This window comes from Streptococcus pantholopis (genome assembly GCF_001642085.1).
GTDB classification, from domain to species: domain Bacteria; phylum Bacillota; class Bacilli; order Lactobacillales; family Streptococcaceae; genus Streptococcus; species Streptococcus pantholopis.
On sequence record NZ_CP014699.1, the window covers coordinates 1,798,608 to 1,816,513 of the forward strand.

At 45.4% G+C, this 17,906-nt stretch carries 13 protein-coding genes and 1 pseudogene; 4 read left to right on the forward strand and 10 right to left on the reverse strand.

Annotation, left to right across the window (positions count from 1 at the left end; translation table 11 throughout):
* The first annotated feature begins 361 nt into the window (after window positions 1-361).
* The 4 genes from A0O21_RS08310 to dusB all read left to right on the forward strand — a co-directional run bounded on the left by A0O21_RS08310 (window position 362) and on the right by dusB (window position 4,591).
* A complete protein-coding gene (locus A0O21_RS08310; RefSeq protein ID WP_067064186.1) occupies window positions 362-1,186 on the forward strand; it encodes a hypothetical protein in 825 nt (274 codons plus the stop codon).
* A gap of 58 nt (window positions 1,187-1,244) precedes the next feature.
* Window positions 1,245-2,519, forward strand: coding sequence for a toxic anion resistance protein (locus tag A0O21_RS08315; protein WP_067064188.1), 1,275 nt, complete (start codon window positions 1,245-1,247; stop codon window positions 2,517-2,519).
* Window positions 2,520-2,757: 238 nt separating this feature from the next.
* Window positions 2,758-3,630 (forward strand): Hsp33 family molecular chaperone HslO, encoded by an 873-nt coding sequence (hslO, locus tag A0O21_RS08320; RefSeq protein WP_067064190.1) that lies wholly within the window; start codon window positions 2,758-2,760, stop codon window positions 3,628-3,630.
* Window positions 3,617-4,591, forward strand: a complete 975-nt coding sequence (gene dusB, locus A0O21_RS08325) for a tRNA dihydrouridine synthase DusB (protein WP_067064193.1) — start codon at window positions 3,617-3,619, stop codon at window positions 4,589-4,591. The genes hslO and dusB overlap by 14 nt, the downstream gene beginning before the upstream one ends.
* 788 nt (window positions 4,592-5,379) lie before the next feature.
* Here dusB and A0O21_RS08330 read toward each other — a convergent pair.
* The 10 genes and pseudogenes from A0O21_RS08330 to essC (A0O21_RS08375) all read right to left on the reverse strand — a co-directional run bounded on the left by A0O21_RS08330 (window position 5,380) and on the right by essC (A0O21_RS08375) (window position 17,897).
* Entirely contained in the window at window positions 5,380-6,177 is a 798-nt protein-coding gene (locus A0O21_RS08330) for an alpha/beta fold hydrolase (protein ID WP_067064195.1), read from the reverse strand.
* A 74-nt stretch (window positions 6,178-6,251) separates the two neighbouring features.
* A complete protein-coding gene (locus A0O21_RS08335; RefSeq protein ID WP_067064197.1) occupies window positions 6,252-7,757 on the reverse strand; it encodes a CHAP domain-containing protein in 1,506 nt (501 codons plus the stop codon).
* Between the two features lie 331 nt (window positions 7,758-8,088).
* A pseudogene (gene essC, locus A0O21_RS08340) lies at window positions 8,089-9,894 on the reverse strand (type VII secretion protein EssC); the annotation flags it as partial.
* 36 nt (window positions 9,895-9,930) lie between these two features.
* Window positions 9,931-10,776, reverse strand: coding sequence for a hypothetical protein (locus tag A0O21_RS08345; RefSeq protein WP_067064199.1), 846 nt, complete (start codon window positions 10,774-10,776; stop codon window positions 9,931-9,933).
* 9 nt (window positions 10,777-10,785) lie between these two features.
* Entirely contained in the window at window positions 10,786-12,090 is a 1,305-nt protein-coding gene (locus tag A0O21_RS08350) for a hypothetical protein (RefSeq protein ID WP_067064201.1), read from the reverse strand.
* Between the two features lie 47 nt (window positions 12,091-12,137).
* Complete coding sequence (locus tag A0O21_RS08355; protein WP_067064203.1) at window positions 12,138-12,443, reverse strand: peptidase; 306 nt, start codon at window positions 12,441-12,443, stop codon at window positions 12,138-12,140.
* A 17-nt stretch (window positions 12,444-12,460) separates the two neighbouring features.
* Window positions 12,461-12,742: a hypothetical protein gene (locus A0O21_RS08360; protein ID WP_067064206.1), complete on the reverse strand. Its 282-nt coding sequence runs from the start codon at window positions 12,740-12,742 to the stop codon at window positions 12,461-12,463.
* Window positions 12,743-12,758: 16 nt separating this feature from the next.
* On the reverse strand, window positions 12,759-13,145 hold the full coding sequence (locus A0O21_RS08365) for a hypothetical protein (protein WP_067064208.1): 387 nt from the start codon (window positions 13,143-13,145) through the stop codon (window positions 12,759-12,761).
* Window positions 13,146-13,164: 19 nt separating this feature from the next.
* Window positions 13,165-13,467, reverse strand: a complete 303-nt coding sequence (locus A0O21_RS08370) for a DUF4176 domain-containing protein (protein WP_067064211.1) — start codon at window positions 13,465-13,467, stop codon at window positions 13,165-13,167.
* Between the two features lie 2 nt (window positions 13,468-13,469).
* Window positions 13,470-17,897, reverse strand: a complete 4,428-nt coding sequence (gene essC, locus A0O21_RS08375; protein WP_067064213.1) for a type VII secretion protein EssC — start codon at window positions 17,895-17,897, stop codon at window positions 13,470-13,472.
* Window positions 17,898-17,906: the final 9 nt, after the last annotated feature.

Here is a 17,906-nt window from a genome sequence, read left to right on the forward strand (position 1 = left end):
GCCGACTGAAGGGATTGTTTTTTAAACTTTTTTTAGATAAAATAAAGGTAATTGTCAAACCTGCATCAATACTGTAAAAACAGGCTTCAGGACTGACAGCTTTCTGTAAAACCTGCATTGAGCAAAATCTGCCCTATTATGGGTTTAAGCTGGGAAATCTACCTTCTGTTTGGCATTTACTGCTTTTTACGGAAAATCCTTGTCAGACAGACGCCGTTTACGCTAAAATAGATAATAATAAAGCAACCGCTGAAAACAGCTGTGCACAGAAGTCTTTTTTAAGAAACTTTTGAAAATGAGCTGCTGTAAGCCAAATCCTGCTGTCCATCATTACTCACTAAAAAGAAAGGGCTGGTACTTTATGCCTTATTATGGCCGTCCGCCAAGAAGAAAATTTTCATTTACATTTCTTATCGGAATCCTTTTTATTCTGCTTCTCTTGAATACTGCCATAGAGCACTTTCTGCCTATTTTGCTCTTACTAGGTACAGGCGGCGGTGTCTATTATTTAACCACCCGAAAATCCAGACTGGAAAAAGCCAATATTTCTCGGCGCCTGCAGGATTTAAAAGACAGCATTCGCTTGGCCGACCGCCAGATTAAGCTTCTGGACAGTTATTTGGATGCCAAAGAATACGCCCAATACAGTGTTGTCGGACGGCAGCTTCTGCCAAAATTAGAAGAAATTAAAGCCGAAGCGGACAGCCTTAAGAATAATATGGACATCGCCATCTATAAGAGGGTTACGAAAAAAGCAGAGGCCTTTGAGACCGATATTAAACTGCAGCTGGAAAAACTCCATATCAGCACGGCAGCTGAGCCTGTCGGCCAGGCAGAAAATGATTTATTCCATCAGGCTCCTGAGCTGATTAAAGTTTATGACAGTATCCAGACCGACCACCAAGCTATTCTTAAAAAAATTGAAGAAGCGGACAATAAGGCTGAACTCACAGCCCTTCATCAAGCCAATATGCAGCGGTTTCAGGATATTCTGGATGGCTATTTAAAAATCAAGTCCACTCCCAAAAATTATTATAATGCCGAAGAACGTTTGGAAAAGGCCAAGGCCGCTTTAGAACAGTTTGATTTGGACTTGGATGAAACGCTGCGCCAGCTCAATGAAAGCGACCTTAAAGATTTTGATGTCAGCCTCAGAATGATGGGACAAAAAGCAGATAACCTCTAAAAAACGGGCTTCCAAGTAAAAAAGCCCAAAGTCTACAGAAGCAGTAAAGGAGATTATGATGACAGATACATTTAACTTTGATATTGATGCAATCGCCAACAATGCTGTAGCCAAAACCGATAAAACAACAGAATTGATTACTTCCGGCGATACCAGCTCAGCTGGAAGCCTTTCTTTCTACGAAAAACTGACGGAAGAACAGCAAAAAGCTATTTCGGAAAAAACACCGGCACTGGTTGACCACTTTATCAGCGACCAAAATGCTCTGCTGGATTTCGGCCAGTCGGCTGTTGAAGGTGTCAATACTACCGTCAACCATATCTTAGCTGAACAGAAAAAGCTGGAAATCCCCCAAGTTGATGAATTGCTGCGCAATACCAACCGCGAACTGAATGGTTTTATCGCCAAATACAAAGATGCCAAGCCGGCTGAGCTTGAGAAAAAACCGAATTTTCTGCAAAAATTCTTCAAGCAGGGCAAGGCCGGACTTCAGGAGTTCTACTTTGACTCCAAAACAATCGAACAGAAAATGGACAGCATGGCTGCTAATGTTGTCAAACAAGAAGAAACTTTAGCCAGAAACATTGTTTCTGCTGAAATGCTGATTGAAGACAACACCAAATCCATTGAAAATCTAGTCGGAGTTATTGCCTTTATTGAAGCCGGCCAAAAAGAAGCAGCCCAGCGGGCAGATAAACTTCAAAACGACATTGCTCAGCTGGACAGCTCTACCCCTGAATACCAAGAAAAAACAGATGAACTGGCACGGATGACCGAAGTCATCAACACTCTTGAGCAGCAGCATACAGAATATGTCAGCCGGCTCTATGTCGCCTGGGCCACAACTCCGCAGATGCGCAATATGGTTAAAGTTTCCTCGGATATGCGGCAAAAACTGGGCATGCTGCGCCGCAACACCATCCCGACAATGAAACTCTCCATTGCCCAGCTGGGCATGCTGCAGCAATCCGTTCAGTCCGGTGCTACTGCCGATGCTATTGTCAACGCCAATAATGCCGCTCTGCAAATGCTGGCTGAAACCAGCAAAGAAGCCATTCCTGCTTTAGAAAAATCTGCCCAAAGCCCTACCGTCACGATTGCCTCTGTCACTTCACTGGCCGAAAGTCTGGTCGCACAAAACCAAGGCATTATCGCAGCCATTGACAGCGGACGCAAACAGCGGGCACAGCTGGAATCAGCTATTATCAAATCAGCTGAAACCATCAATGATTCGGTCAAACTCCGTGACGAAAAAATCGTCCAGGCCCTGCTTAATCAGGGAAAAGAAACCCAGCAGGACGTTGAAAGCCCAGACGAAGAAAAAACAGACTAGCATTGCAGCCAGTTCTTAAAACAAGCTTGTTTCGCATATAGGAATAAGCTTGTTTTTTCATGGAACAGCAAAAAGAACAGGGGTTTTCCTCTCAGCCCCTTTTCAGACAAGAAATAAAATCACAGAACTTTCCTCGGATAAATCCTGCCGCAAAGACTTTCGTCAATTAACAGTACAATCAGTCTTTTTTCAGTCTCACTCCCGCTTCTTTTGAGACCTTTTATGTTAAAATAATCTTATGGATAAAATCATTAAAACTATTTCAGAAAACGGGGCTTTCCGTGCTTATGTCCTTGACTGTACAGAGACCGTACGGACAGCCCAGCAAAAACATCATACTTTGGCCAGCTCCACCCTTGCCTTAGGCCGTGCCTTAATCGCCAATCAGATACTGGCTGCCAACCAAAAGGGCGACAGCCAGGTCACCCTGAAAATTATCGGTGATGGTTCGCTCGGCCATATTATTTCCGTCGCAGACAGTAAAGGGAATGTTAAAGGCTATATTCAAAATACCGGAATCGACCTCAAGAAAACAGCAGACGGTCAAGTCATCGTCGGCCCTTTAATGGGAAGAGGACATTTTGTGGTAATTACCGACTATGGTACAGGCAACCCCTACACGTCAACGACGCCTCTGATTTCCGGAGAAATCGGTGAAGACCTGGCCTATTATTTTACAGAAAGTGAGCAAACCCCATCTGCGGTTGGGCTTAATGTCCTGCTGGACCAAGACGATCAGGTCCAAGTCGCAGGCGGGTTTATGCTGCAGGCTCTGCCCGGCGCTTCAGAAGCGGATATTGCCCGCTTTGAAAAACGGATTCAAAACATGCCGGCGATTTCAAGCCTGCTGGCCTCAGACAACCATATCGAGGCACTGCTGGCTGCACTTTACGAAGACGATGCCTATAAACGTTTGGCAGAAACAAATCTGCGCTTCAACTGTGACTGTTCACAGCAGCGGTTCAAAAATGCACTGTCTGCTCTAGCCACAACAGAATTACAGCAAATGCTACAAGAAGACCGCGGTGCTGAAATTACCTGTCAGTTCTGTGGCCAGCATTATATATTTACAGAAAAAGATTTAGAGGAGATGATTGATGATAAAGCTTAAGCCCTCATTTAAGATTGGTCAGGTAACCATTCCCCGCCGCACTGTTCTGGCTCCTATGGCCGGTGTCACTAATGCTGCTTTTCGAACAATTGCTAAAGAATTTGGAGCAGGGCTGGTTGTTATGGAAATGGTCTCTGATAAAGGAATCCAGTATAACAACACCAAAACCCTGCACATGCTGCACATTGATGAAGGTGAACACCCTGTATCCATTCAGCTCTTTGGCAATGACGGAGAGAGCTTGGCCAGAGCCGCTGACTTCATTCAGACAAATACAAAAGCGGACCTTGTCGATATCAACATGGGCTGTCCGGTCAATAAGGTCGTCAAAAACGAAGCCGGTGCTATGTGGCTGAAAGACCCAGAAAAGATTTATTCCGTTGTCACAGCGGTCAAATCCGTTCTGGATATTCCCTTAACTGTCAAAATGCGGACGGGCTGGGCCGATCCCAGTTTGGCTGTCGAAAATGCCTTGGCAGCCGAAAGTGCAGGAGCTGCTGCTTTAGCCATGCATGGCCGTACACGTGAACAAATGTACACCGGCCAGTGCGACCATGACACACTGGCAAAAGTAGCTAAGGCCATTCAGCGCATTCCCTTTATTGCTAACGGTGATATCCGCTCCGTTCAGGATGCACAGTTCATGATCGAAGAAGTCGGTGCTGATGCTGTCATGATCGGCCGAGGTGCCCGCAGCAATCCTTATATTTTCACCCAAATCAATCATTACTTCGAAACCGGTGAAATTCTGCCGGATCTGCCTTTTGCAGAAATGCTGGCCATTGCCCGCGACCATCTCAAACGTTTGGTCGACCTCAAAGGCGAAGAAATTGCGGTTCGCGAATTCCGCGGCTTAGCACCTCACTATTTACGCGGCACCGCCGGCGCAGCCAAAATCAGAGGTGCGGTCGCCCGAGCCAAAACAGCAGCCGAAGTCGAAACAATTTTTGCCGCCATCTAAAACAAGATACAAAGCCCGTTAAAAGAGCAAAGCAAAAATAGGAGCCTGACCGCCGAGTCACTAAAGACTCAAGGGAGGGCTATCTTTTTTGCACAGAGCTTAGGGCGTGTTCAGTTCACAAGATACAAAGCCCGTTAAAAAATCCGTATGAAAATAGGGGATGGCAAGTGATGTCTTGCATCACGCTGACAGCCATCTTTTTCACTAGGATTTTAGGGCGTGTTCAGTTCAACAAGATACAAAGCCCGTTAAAAGAGCAAAGCAAAAATAGGAGACTGGACGAAGAGCGACAAAGCTCTAGGACAGTCTATCTTTTTTGCACAGCTCTTAGGGCGTGTTCAGTTCACAAGATACAAAGCCCGTTAAAAGAGCAAAGCAAAAATAGGAGACTGGACGAAGAGCGACAAAGCTCTAGGACAGTCTATCTTTTTTGCACAGCTCTTAGAGCGTGTTCAGTTCACAAGATACAAAGCCCGTTAAAAGAGCAAAGCAAAAATAGGAGACTGGACGAAGAGCGACAAAGCTCTAGGACAGTCTATCTTTTTTGCACAGCTCTTAGAGCGTGTTCAGTTCACAAGATACAAAGCCCGTTAAGAACGCAAAAGGAAAATAGGCGGTAAGTCCGAAATCTCTGATTTCGTAGACACACCCCTGCCAGAACGACTAGAACGGATTAACTTCCTTAATCAGATATTTGTTCATCCACAGAAATAAGAAAGCGAGGGCAATATTTTGCCTCATCATATCTTTATCTTTTCGCTTTAGCTTTTTTGGTTTAAAAAAGCTGTTTAGGTTGAGAGCAGGAACCTTAAAATTATTTTATTAAAATCAGAGATTTCTTGATGAATAGCGTGCCCTGAATTTTTAAAAATTATTTTTTTACAATTAATTCTTGACGCTAATTCATCGGAGTATTCTACTGGAATAACCTTGTCTAACGTTGCTCCAATGACTAATGTTTTTGATTTTATATCACCTAATTGCTCATAAACATCAAATGTTAAACAAGATTCTGCAAGAATACTGAATCTCTCTAAATCTTTTACCTTAACCATATATTTTAGAGCAACATGGATAAGCTTATGCTTTTTAAGATATTGTTTTGAATAGACATTGTCAATCATATTTGATAATAAAGCTTTTGCATCTCCCTTATCTGCTAATGCTATCCAATTATTGATAACATCATTTTGCTTCATATTATTTCTAGCAGTTGTTGCAACCAAAACAAGATGTTCAATTAAATCTGGATAATTTATTGCTAGGGACTGGGCTATCATACCGCCTTGCGAAACACCTACAGCATCAATCTTATGTATATTTAATTTATTCAAACAATAAGCAATCTCTTGGGCCATATCCTTTATTTGATAGCTTCTTTCAATAGTGTTTGGGTGATCAAATATCAGTACTTTATAATTTTTAGCGAATTTCCTATAAAAAAAGGCCATTTGTTTTGCTTTCCCTTTTATTCGCTCTGTACTAAGACCGGGTATTAAAAGAAGAAATTTTTCACCAGAACCAAACGTGATATAATGGATACTGTCTCCATGGAACTCTACTACTTTATTTTTTGCATTAATCATATATAGTCCCCTTACTTAGCAAAAAGACTGGCAATAAGCCAGTCTTTTTGCTATTTTCAAACTGATTGAGCAGGTTAATCTTTCTGACCAACTACATAGGTCAGCTGTTTCGCCTGTGCAGCCGAGAAGGTGCGGTAGGAAATCACTCCGAGACCCAGAGCGTTGGATTCAGAAATCAGGATTGAACCATCTTCCTTAACCTCTTCAACAATAGCTACATGGCCATAAGTACCGTCAGCACCGGCTTGACCGGGCGCAAATGAAACAGCATAGCCGACTTCAGGCTGATGGGTTGTCACATAGCCTGACTTATGCTGCCAATCGCCTCCGTTGCCCATATAGGCATCAAACCGATACCCCAATTCTTCAGCACGGTTAAAGACATACCAAGTACATTGGCCCCAAGGGTAGCTTGCAGCGATATAGCCAGATGCATTAACAGCTTCAGAAATACTGTAGCCGGCTGGAATTTCCGCATAAGTCACTCCGGAGATATTTCTCAGTTCAGCTGGAATTTCAGGGGTACCGCCGTGTTTGTCGATCCATTCGTCTAGATCTTCCATGATTTCAGCACGTTTTTTCCCTGTCCCGGAAGTATCGGTGAAGTAAACACCGCCATCAGCAACTGTATCCAACTGACCTAAAGCGAGTTTCTTAGCCTTATCATCCTGCCGTTTAAATGTTGTGTTTTTATTTTGGATAATTGTGACTTTAGTCAGCTCACGCACAGCCTTATCATCATTGTAGTTAGCTGCATTCTCGGGATTACTGTCAAAAGCCCCATAGCCAAATACATTTGAACCAGGAAGAGCCGCAACACCTGCTGAGCCAAGAGAGCTTTCAGCCATAGCAATAGCAACGATAGCGCGAACATCCAGTCCGCTGGCTTCTTCCCATTCCAGCAGCTTTTCACCATTGATACGGTTCTTATCATAAGCGACTCCTGTCGAAGCCAGATAGCCGTCCAGCTGCTCTGCGGTAATCCCGTAACGGTGCGACAGCAAATTATGCGTATAGGCATCATCGCCTGTCCAATGTTCTACATATGCACGATTAGTAGTTGTAGCATCAGCAATCTCACTGCTATCAGATAAAAACGGCAGACCAAAGGAGGATAAAGGATTGCCTCCCAAGGGATTGGCAGCCGCTTCTTTTCCGGCTGCGGAAGCTTTATCTGAGGCAGACTGGCTGCCTGATTTTTTTTCTGTTTTAGCAGCTCCGGAGTTTGTACTAGGAGCCGTTTCCTTTTCTGCAGCAGTCGTTGCTGAGGTTGTTGTCTCTGTCGTAGTCGTCGTGGTTGTGCTTTCCGTTGTATCGGATCCAGGGGCTTGCTCAGCGGAAGGCGCTGTATCGGTTTCAGCCCCACCTGCATCGTCTTCAGAAGCATCCGCGTCCGTATCAGGATCCGTTGCAGCTTCTTCTTCAGCAGTGTCCTCTTCTGTCGTAGTCGTGGTTGTCGTCGTTGTTTCTGCCGGTGTATCATCTGCAATAATAGAGGATACTTGGGTTAAGCCCGATGCTTCTGATAAAATCAAACCTGAAATAGTCAGTAATGCTAATAATTTTCTCTTGTAAGACATGAAATTCTCCTTAAATTATTTTTTCTTATAACTATCTATTCGAAAAAATGTCTTATTATATTGCTGCTATATGACATTATAACATTTTTCTAATGATTTTTCCTTAAAATAATTCCAAAAAAATGAGCCGAGAAGCATTTTTATCGGCTGATAATCAGAATTATTTTAAGAAAAAATTTATAAATAGCCCTAAGAAACTATTTTTTATCTGTCTGTACATCTTCTCCTTTCACATTATACCAAAAATATATAGAAAGAAAAGGACTTTTGCTCACAGAGGTTATTTGTTATTTTTTTAAATTTTTAATTTTCAATCAGCTGTTTTTGTATCGTCAGCCGTCTTAAGCATCTCCGTGGAATCCTGACGGTTGGCCACCTTCAAAGCAATCTTAAAGCGCGCATTGGACCAAATCTGATCGTTGACCACACCTGACGGCTTCTGGGTCGCTAGGATTAAATGCACTCCCAAGGACCGACCCAAACGGGCCGTCGACACCAAATCGTCCATAAAGTCCGACTGGTTGGCCTTCAGCTCCGCAAACTCATCACTGATGAGAAACAGGTGAGGCAGTGGCTCTGCAGCCTCCCCTTCCTTATAAAGCTTCTGGTAGGCATTGATATGATTGACCCCGTACTGAGAAAAGAGCCGCTGACGCCGCTTCAGCTCCGCATCGATGGCAATCAAAGCCCGCCTGGACTGAGCCCCGTCCAGATTGGTAATCGTCCCTAAAAGATGAGGCAGGTCCTTAAAGAGATTAGCCATCCCCCCTCCCTTATAGTCAATCAAGAGAAAGCCCACATCATAAGGGTGAAAGCTGACCGCCAAACTTAAAATATAAGACTGAATCAGCTCCGACTTCCCTGACCCTGTAGTCCCCGCAATCAAACCGTGCGGCCCGTGCGCCTGCTCATGCAGGTCCAGTGCCACCACATCCTCCTGACCCCTCAGCCCTAAAGGGACCGATAAGGTCCGGTGGGGCGCATGCAAAGCCCAGCGCTCGGCAATCCCTAACTCACTGACCGTCTCCACACCATAAAGCTCCAAGAAAGAAACCGTCTCTGGAATCGTGCTTTTCAGATTCTGCAGGTGATTGAGCGGCGCTAAGCGTCTGGACAGGGCTTCCTTATCATAGCCCAAAGGAAAATGGTCCAAGGCAAAAGGCACAGCCCGAAGCTCCCCTTCCTCCAAGACCAGCTCGCCCTTGTTGCGATCTTTGATGGTGATGATGGTCTGCACATTCTCAGACAGGCTGGACAGCACATCCTCCACAAAAACCAAGGAACACCCCAGAGCCGTCGGGTCCTCTGTGAAGAATTCCATAATCACATGGTCCATGATTAAGGTCCGATCCGTCACCAAAACCACATAGTGTGGCGTAAAGAGCGTCTGCTCCTTCTGCCCTTCCTGCTGCCTTGCCTGACGTACCTTTAACATCTGGTTGAGACTGGTTAAGACCTGATCCCTGGTCCGCTGGTTGTAAACCAGGCCCCGAACATTGAGCGCCTGGAGCTTAGCATGCGGCAGCCAGCGCAGCCAGGACCACTCAGACACCTCCGCTTCCGGAAGCACCACCACAAACTGCAGGTCATGATAAGAATGAAAGAAGGCCAGCTGACGCACCATCAGCTGAAGCTGCTCCAAAACTAAGGCTCTGGGACCCGTATAGCCCACAGGTCCCTGCATGAGATTAGCCACAATGGGCAGATCCGACAGCCTGCGGCTCTTCTGATAAAGCTGATAGCCCTGCGCCTCCAGAGGGTCGGTCTGACCGCTCCGCTCCGTCTGACTGTACTTGAGCGGATAGCTGGTCGCCACCTCGCCCAGACCCAGACGGTAGTGCAGCGCATCGAACTGCTGCAGGGTTTTTTCATAAATCCGGTGATGGTACTGAGCCGCCAGATTGTCCAGTGTCACCGGATCCGGATAGTGATAGAACTGGCCCTGACGCTGGCGTCTGGCTAAGCCTTCCAGCTCCATGGCCTTATCGGATAAGTAGCGCTGATAGTGGGCGACCCGGTCTTTCTTATCCCGCTTATACTGCCGGCGCCTTTTAAAGTAGTTGCTTATGGCAAAAATCACCGTCACCGTGGACATGGCCATGGTGATGATGATATAGATCCCACGAGGAAATGGTAAAACAATTATAAAAAAAGGCGCGGCTGCGCCAAAACATCACTGTCTTAAAGACTCTTTGTATTTTTTCGACTTCGGCCCGTACCACTCTTCAATAGAATAACCGCTCATCTCCCGGTAGTCTTCCAGATACTTCTGGAGATAGTAGCCTTGAAAGTTATCTGCTCCTAGGGCAACTACAAAATAAACTCCTAGTGCAAGTGGTAACGGGAAAAAAATCAATACGACATTCCTAATGATATCATTATGATAAATATCAGAACCACCTGGTAAAAATAATCTTAAGAGAAACAGAAGTAATACAACCAGTCCCCCGTACTTTTTAGAGAAAATAACAAAATAATCCAAAAAGCGAGCTAAAGGATTATTAAAATCTTGTTGACCATAAAGAGAAGCTAGAGTATCCTCTTTAAACCATCTGTATCGCTCAAAACCAATAAATATGAAGAGTAAACCATAAATACCAGTTCCCAAAATATTTCCCAAAACTGATGAGGAGCCAATAATGCTATAAATGACTGCTTGGAGAGCGAAGCAACTTACCACTGCAAGCATATTTTTATTATAATAATAGTAAGAAAGAATGCGTGACTGTTTGACTTTTATTAATTCAAATAAGTAATGGCAAGTAATCAAAACGCCAATAATAAGAGGTGGTAACATTAGAATGGAAGTGTTAATAAAATAAGGCTTTTCTAAGTGAGAGTCGGTATAAATACCTAACCAATACATGCAAAGCATAAAAAATATCATGGTAAAAAAACCCAATATTTTCCTCTTATATCCTTTTTCGTTGATATCTTCCATGGCGGTTTGGATATATTTATCTGTCACCAAGTTCATGCTCTCCTCTAAGGTGGCATTAAAAAGCGTTTGTTTCTTCATAAGCCCTCCTTAGCCAAACCAGCTAACCGCAGGGACAGCACTGCCCAATAACTGCTGCGCACTCTTGCCGACATTGGTGATATTTTTGGTCAAGTTGCTTGCCCCTTGGGATATCGCCTGTCCAGCTGTGGAAACCACTTCCTTCATTTTAGCCGTCGCTGCTTGACCAGCGTGCCGTCCCTGATCAATTAACTGATAAGCTCCTGACTTGATATCACTCTTCAGATTTGGATTGAGAAATTGAACCCCTTGGATAATTACACCTGCAAAAAATCCAACTGCTCCCCCTAATGGTCCAGCAACCGAAGCCCCCATTAAAGCCCCGTCAATCGGACCGACACTGGCAACCGCATCAATCACACCACCTGTCACCGACTTGCCTAAATCATGATAAGCCTCATCCTCGGCATCCATATAAGCCCCTGCTGCTGAAACCACACCTTTTGCAGCAGTCAAAGTCCAAGGAGACGTAATGACCTTGCCCAGACCGCTATTGGCAAACTTGCTTAAAATCTTAACCGGCCGTGCTTCCGCTATCTTACCGGCCCACTCCAGAACTTTACCGCCTTTATTCAGAAAATCAAACCCTTTGTCAGAAATTTTAACCATCAAATTCAGGACTTTATCCTGTTTATCAACAGACAGCTTGCTGGCCCACTTAACAAAGGTGGAATTATCTGCCAAAGCATTCATCAAAGTCTGCGGAAGTTTTTCCGCATCGTTAATGTGCTCCATTAATTTCCAAAAAAAGCTGTCAATTTTGCCGTTCTGAGAAATGGTCTTTAAGAACTTGTCATTCATCAGTAACTTTTCTAAAGCTTTTGTCGGATTGGTCTTAGCTAATTGAATTAAGCGCTTGGCAGTATCACTGTCTAAAACACCGTTAACCATGTCTTCGAATTCCCGCAAAAAATCGAGTTCTGCTTTTTTTGACTGAATGGCTATATCCAAACTCTCCGCCACAGAAGATACCTGACTGGTGGCTGTACCGTCCGCTAAACCAGAAAAGGTAGAACTGTATTCTGTATCGGTCGAAACAACCCCATTTAAAGGATTGCTCCCCCCTTCCATTGACATATTATTCAAATTGGTTTCATGGGTGCGTAATGTTTCTAATTCTGTCTGGGCACTGGTGTAAGACTCAAAACCTTCCACAATGGCTGCATCACGGCTGTCTAAGTCACCGATATTATTGCCCACTTTGTTTAAAAAATCGCTTTCAACACTGTCGGCTAATTCTGTAACTTTACCCTTGATAGTGCCTGAGACACTATAGTAGCTGTCTAAAGGAATTTTAAACTTCCCCTCTGCCATGTATGTCCTCCTAAAATTCTAATGCTTTCTCAATATGTGCTAGGCTATCATCCCCCACTGCCTTCAACAGTTTGCTTGGCTTTGTTATCAGCTTCTTTAATCAGTTTTTCAACGTTATTGGCATTTGTTGAGACAGTAGACCAATTGGTGTTCTCTGTTTCGAGTTTACTTAATAATGAGGCAATTTCTGACGAGAGACTTGTCGCTGCTTCCCCTTCTAAATTATCATCAACACTTGATTGCAGATTCCCAAGTTCTGTGATTAAATCTTCAAAATTATCACCTATCTTTTTCAGTTCGGCTTCTAAGGCTTTATGTTGACCTGCATCGTAGCTAATTTTTCCGCTTGCCATTTTATCTCCTTATTATTCTACCCGAAGGATACCGAAGATTCCTCAGAAGAAATATCTTCCGCAAAATTTTTGGCATTGTCTGTTAAAACAATACACTCTGCAACTAACTGTTTCTGTGTATCTAAAGTTGTATTAATCGAATTAACTAAGGAAGTATAGGCTTTCCCTGTTAAAACATCTTGAAAACTGCTGAACTGAGCGATAGAAGATACAGTAGAATCTTTATAAATAGTTACCTTATTTTCAAAATTCGTAATAGCAGTCGTCAATGCCTCTTTATCCATTTTTATCGTTGTCATTTGATTCCTTTCTATCCTATATCAATTTTAAAAGGCGTTTCTTTACACTCTCATCAACTGATAAGTTGTTAACAGCTGCCCGCCGAAGGGATTTATTTTTGCTAGAATCTTTACTGTCATATATTGAGGTCGCAACAAACTTATTCAAATTAACTTCTGTCTCAAGTTGTGTTTGAATAGCCGTTATTTGCCCATCGACATCGGTTAAAAAACTAGCCTTTTTCCCTGCAATACTTTTAGAATCACTTTTAACCTCTTCAATATAATCATCAAACTTAGGTTTGGCATCACCTTCCCAGCCAGAGACATCTGAAGAAGTACCACTAACATTGTCAGTAGTACTGCCAGAAGAAACTGCTGTTTTAAAAGCCTCAAGAGCTGCTATTCTTTCATCATAATTCATAAGAACACCCTTTATTCTGTTAATTAATTTCTTTTTTAGGTACGGTGACTTTTTTCAGCCAGTCTTCATAAACTTGTTGAAAACGCTCTTCTTCAGCGTCTTTCAACCCTTCAAAAACAACACGGTCAATATTTTCTTGATTAAAGAAAATAGTGTTATCTGGATTAACACCTGTTGGATACCGGCAGCCCATATAATCAACGAACACTTCCTTATCAGAGTCTTCATCATGATAAATCACTCCTCTTCCAACAACCATTACTTTTTCTGTTCCATCTTGTAAATAGACAACTGTTCCCAATGGGTATAACGTATTTGACATTTTTAATCTCCTATTTCTTTATCTATAATCTTAATTTTAACATAACTTCCTCTATTAAAAAAGTACATTTGATCTTTTGCTAAATGGCTTTCTTTGGAGTCTTCCTTGTGTTCCACAAAACTTTGATCATACATTCTCATCGCCAAAAAAACAGTGGACAGATCTTCTTTTAGAATTCTGACAATCGTATTGGATTTAAAGAAAGTCGATTTCATGCTGGCTACTACAAAATGGAGACCATACTTAGGCCCTTCTGTAAACAACGTTTTAAACTGTTTATCAACAGTTGTAAAATGATCCAAAAAGGTTGCTAAATCTGGAATGATAATAAAAGTTTGTGTTTCTTTAGGCCTGTGTTTACGTTCTTCCAACTCTGTCTGCATTCGTTCAAACAACTGTTTAGACAGCTCACCATTAATATACACATCAGCCTCTTCTTTAAGATAGGCATAGTCATCAGTAACATCCACGACTAAAGTATGCCCTTTAGTATATAGCGCATTAACTGTTGTAACAAAATAATTCATGACTTTTTCAAGAGCAGAAACATTTTCTGATAAAATGACAATATGTTTTAAATGTTTAAAAGATAGATTGACACTTTCCACATGTACTGTATCTAAGCCAAGCGGTAATTCTCCCTCGTTAAGTGCTGCTTGGACACTGTCTATAGCCGCAAACTCTTCCATAGTCAGCTTCTCAGGCACAACAGGAATAGGAAGCGGACGCGGGCCCTGCCAAGCGCTGTCCATCTGAGCCACTAAGCTCTGGAGATTCTCCAGCAGCTCAAAATGTTCCTCCCCTCGTGCAGGCAAGGCCGCCTGAAAGACCTCCGGACCATCATAACGAATCAAGCCGCGGCCAGGAAGGTCCTCCATGATGTAATCATGACGGCCCATTAAGGTCTTGGTCTCATTCTCATCGGTCATCTTAAAGATCAGCCGACTCTTCATATTAGCCAGCAGAGCCGGCCGGATAACCCCTGAACGGCTGGCGGTAATCACCACATAAATCCCTAAGCTGCTGCCATCGCGGGCCACACTCTGAATCGTCCCTTCTAAATTGGGACCGATTTCGGTGTCCTCTCTCAAACTGTCGTAGCTGTCTATCATCAGAAAGACATAAGGCAGCCGGTCGCCGCTCATCTGCCGGTACATGGTCATGTTAGCCGCACTATAGCGGCTGAACAGCCGTTTCCTCCGAGCGATTTCCTCACGAATCCGCCGCATAAACTTCGGTAATTTTTCCGTATCTTCCAGAGACAGACTGTCCGCCACATGGGGCAGACGCCGAAGCGGCAGGAGCCCATTGGTACCAAAGTCAAACAGGTAAAACTGGACGTTTTCAGGCGTATGCTGATGAGCCAAATCCATAATCATGGTCTGCAGCAGGGTAGATTTCCCCATACCAGGGCCTGAATAAATCAAAAGGTTCCCCTGCCGTTCAAAGTTGTGGCTGATGATTTCCTGAGTCTGCAGGCGTGGCAAATCGACAAAGCCCAGTAAAGCCGACAGACTCGCCTTTTCCTCTTGCCAATGTTCCTTAAAGGAACCCGGCCGTAAGTCCTGCGCATAAATCCGCTCTTCTAAGGGCGGCAGCCAAGGTTTGGTCAGCTCACCAATGTGTTCCCTAGCCGCTACAGAACCGATTTCAGCCACCACTGCCTCCAGCTCTGTCGGCACCTCCTCGATAGTCTGGGCGCCGTCTAAACCCGATAAGTCGTGATTTAAAAGCTCATACTGACCCAAGCCATTGATGGCATAAATCGTCTGATCCACTATCCCCTGAGCCGCCTTCTCCGGCTGATAGGCAGCTCCCGACCAGGCCGACTGAAAGAGCTCATACACTTCGTTGTTGCCCACCTGTAAGTAAGCCCGGCCGGTCTGGGTAATCTCCGCCGCATCCGGCGTCTTAAGCATCTCCGTGGAATCCTGACGGTTGGCCACCTTCAAAGCAATCTTAAAGCGCGCATTGGACCAAATCTGATCGTTGACCACACCTGACGGCTTCTGGGTCGCTAGGATTAAATGCACCCCCAAGGACCGACCCAAACGGGCCGTCGACACCAAATCGTCCATAAAGTCCGACTGGTTGGCCTTCAGCTCCGCAAACTCATCACTGATGAGAAATAAATGAGGCAGTGGCTCTGCAGCCTCCCCTTCCTTATAAAGCTTCTGGTAGGCATTGATATGATTGACCCCGTACTGAGAAAAGAGCCGCTGACGCCGCTTCAGCTCCGCATCGATGGCAATCAAAGCCCGCCTGGACTGAGCCCCGTCCAGATTGGTAATCGTCCCTAAAAGATGAGGCAGGTCCTTAAAGAGATGGGCCATCCCTCCTCCCTTATAGTCGATTAAGAGAAAGCCCACATCATAAGGGTGAAAGCTGACCGCCAGACTTAAAATATAAGACTGAATCAACTCCGACTTCCCTGACCCTGTAGTCCCCGCAATCAAACCGTGCGGCCCGTGCGCCTGCTCATGCAGGTCCAGCGCCACCACATCCTCCTGACCCCTCAGCCCTAAAGGGACCGACAAGGTCCGGTGGGGCGCATGCAAAGCCCAGCGCTCGGCAATCCCTAACTCACTGACCGTCTCCACACCATAAAGCTCCAAGAAGGAAACCGTCTCTGGAATTGTGCTTTTCAGATTCTGCAGGTGATTGAGAGGCGCCAAGCGTCTGGACAGGGCTTCCTTATCATAGCCCAAAGGAAAATGGTCCAAGGCAAAAGGCACAGCCCGAAGCTCCCCTTCCTCCAAGACCAGCTCCCCCTTGTTGCGGTCTTTGATGGTGATGATGGTCTGCACATTCTCAGACAGGCTGGACAGCACATCCTCCACAAAGACCAGAGAACAGCCCAGAGCCGTCGGGTCCTCTGTGAAGAATTCCATAATCACATGATCCATGATTAGGGTCCGATCCGTCACCAAAACCACATAGTGCGGCGTAAAGAGCGTCTGCTCTTTCTGCCCTTCCTGCTGCCTTGCCTGGCGCACCTTTAACATCTGGTTGAGACTGGTTAAGACCTGATCCCTGGTCCGCTGGTTGTAAACCAGACCCCGAACATTGAGCGCCTGGAGCTTAGCATGCGGCAGCCAGCGCAGCCAGGACCATTCGGACACCTCCGCTTCCGGAAGCACCACCACAAACTGCAGATCATGATAAGAATGAAAGAAGGCCAGCTGACGCACCATCAGCTGAAGCTGCTCCAAAACTAAAGCTCTGGGACCCGTATAGCCCACAGGTCCCTGCATGAGATTAGCCACAATGGGCAGATCCGACAGCCTGCGGCTCTTCTGATAAAGCTGATAGCCCTGCGCCTCCAGAGGGTCGGTCTGACCGCTCCGCTCCGTCTGACTGTACTTCAGCGGATAGCTGGTCGCCACCTCGCCCAGACCCAGACGGTAGTGCAGCGCATCGAACTGCTGCAGGGTCTTTTCATAAATCCGGTGGTGGTACTGAGCCGCCAGATTATCCAGTGTCACCGGATCCGGATAGTGATAGAACTGGCCCTGACGCTGGCGTCTGGCTAAGCCTTCCAGCTCCACGGCCTTATCGGATAAGTAGCGCTGATAGTGGGCGACCCGGTCTTTCTTATCCCGCTTATACTGCCGGCGCCTTTTAAAGTAGTTGCTTATGGCAAAAATCACCGTCACCGTGGACATGGCCATGGTGATGATGATATAGATCCCACGAGGCTGAATGATAGAGATGACAATCAAGAGCGACACCATAACCAAAGGCGGCAGAATCAGGCGCAAAAGCCCGTCTTCCGGCTTTTTAGGCTCCTTTTCCGGCGCATTGATGGTCACCGGATCTTCCGAGCTCCGATAGATGATGCGGGGCGAGCGGTGGTAGTCCGGATAGCCCTCATAAAAACCATAATGGGACTGCGGCATTGCAGCCAGAGCCTCTGAAACCTGAAAGGCCCCGCTCACCCACAGCTCTTCATCATAGACCTTGATGAGGAGCCCAGCCATACTGAGTTCATCCCCCAAAGCCAGCTCCCGCACACTTAGGCTCAGGCGCTGGTTATTGAGATAGAGCTCACCTGACAGGAGGTGCAGCTCCCAAGTCTGCTCCTTACGCTGCAGCCAAAAAGAAGCAGGACTGTCCTTTAAATAGAGATCGCTCCCCGGACGGTCCCCAACCAGGAGCTCCTGCTTGTCCAGCAGGTTGTAAACCTGCCGGTCACCGGCTGCCCTGTAAAAGGTCAGCCCGTCAAGTTTCAGCCCGTCAGTAACTGAGCCGCGCTTTCCCTCATAAACATAAGTCAGCCCCTGCTCATCGCAGTGCAAGGTCACAGGCGCAGCTAAAGACTTGATAAGGACCGAACAGGGCTCAGACGAAGCCAGCACAGCCTCCTGCCCCTCAGACAGGGATAAGCTATAGCGATAACGGTCAGTATAGATAGCAATAGCGTTTGTCATAAACTCCCC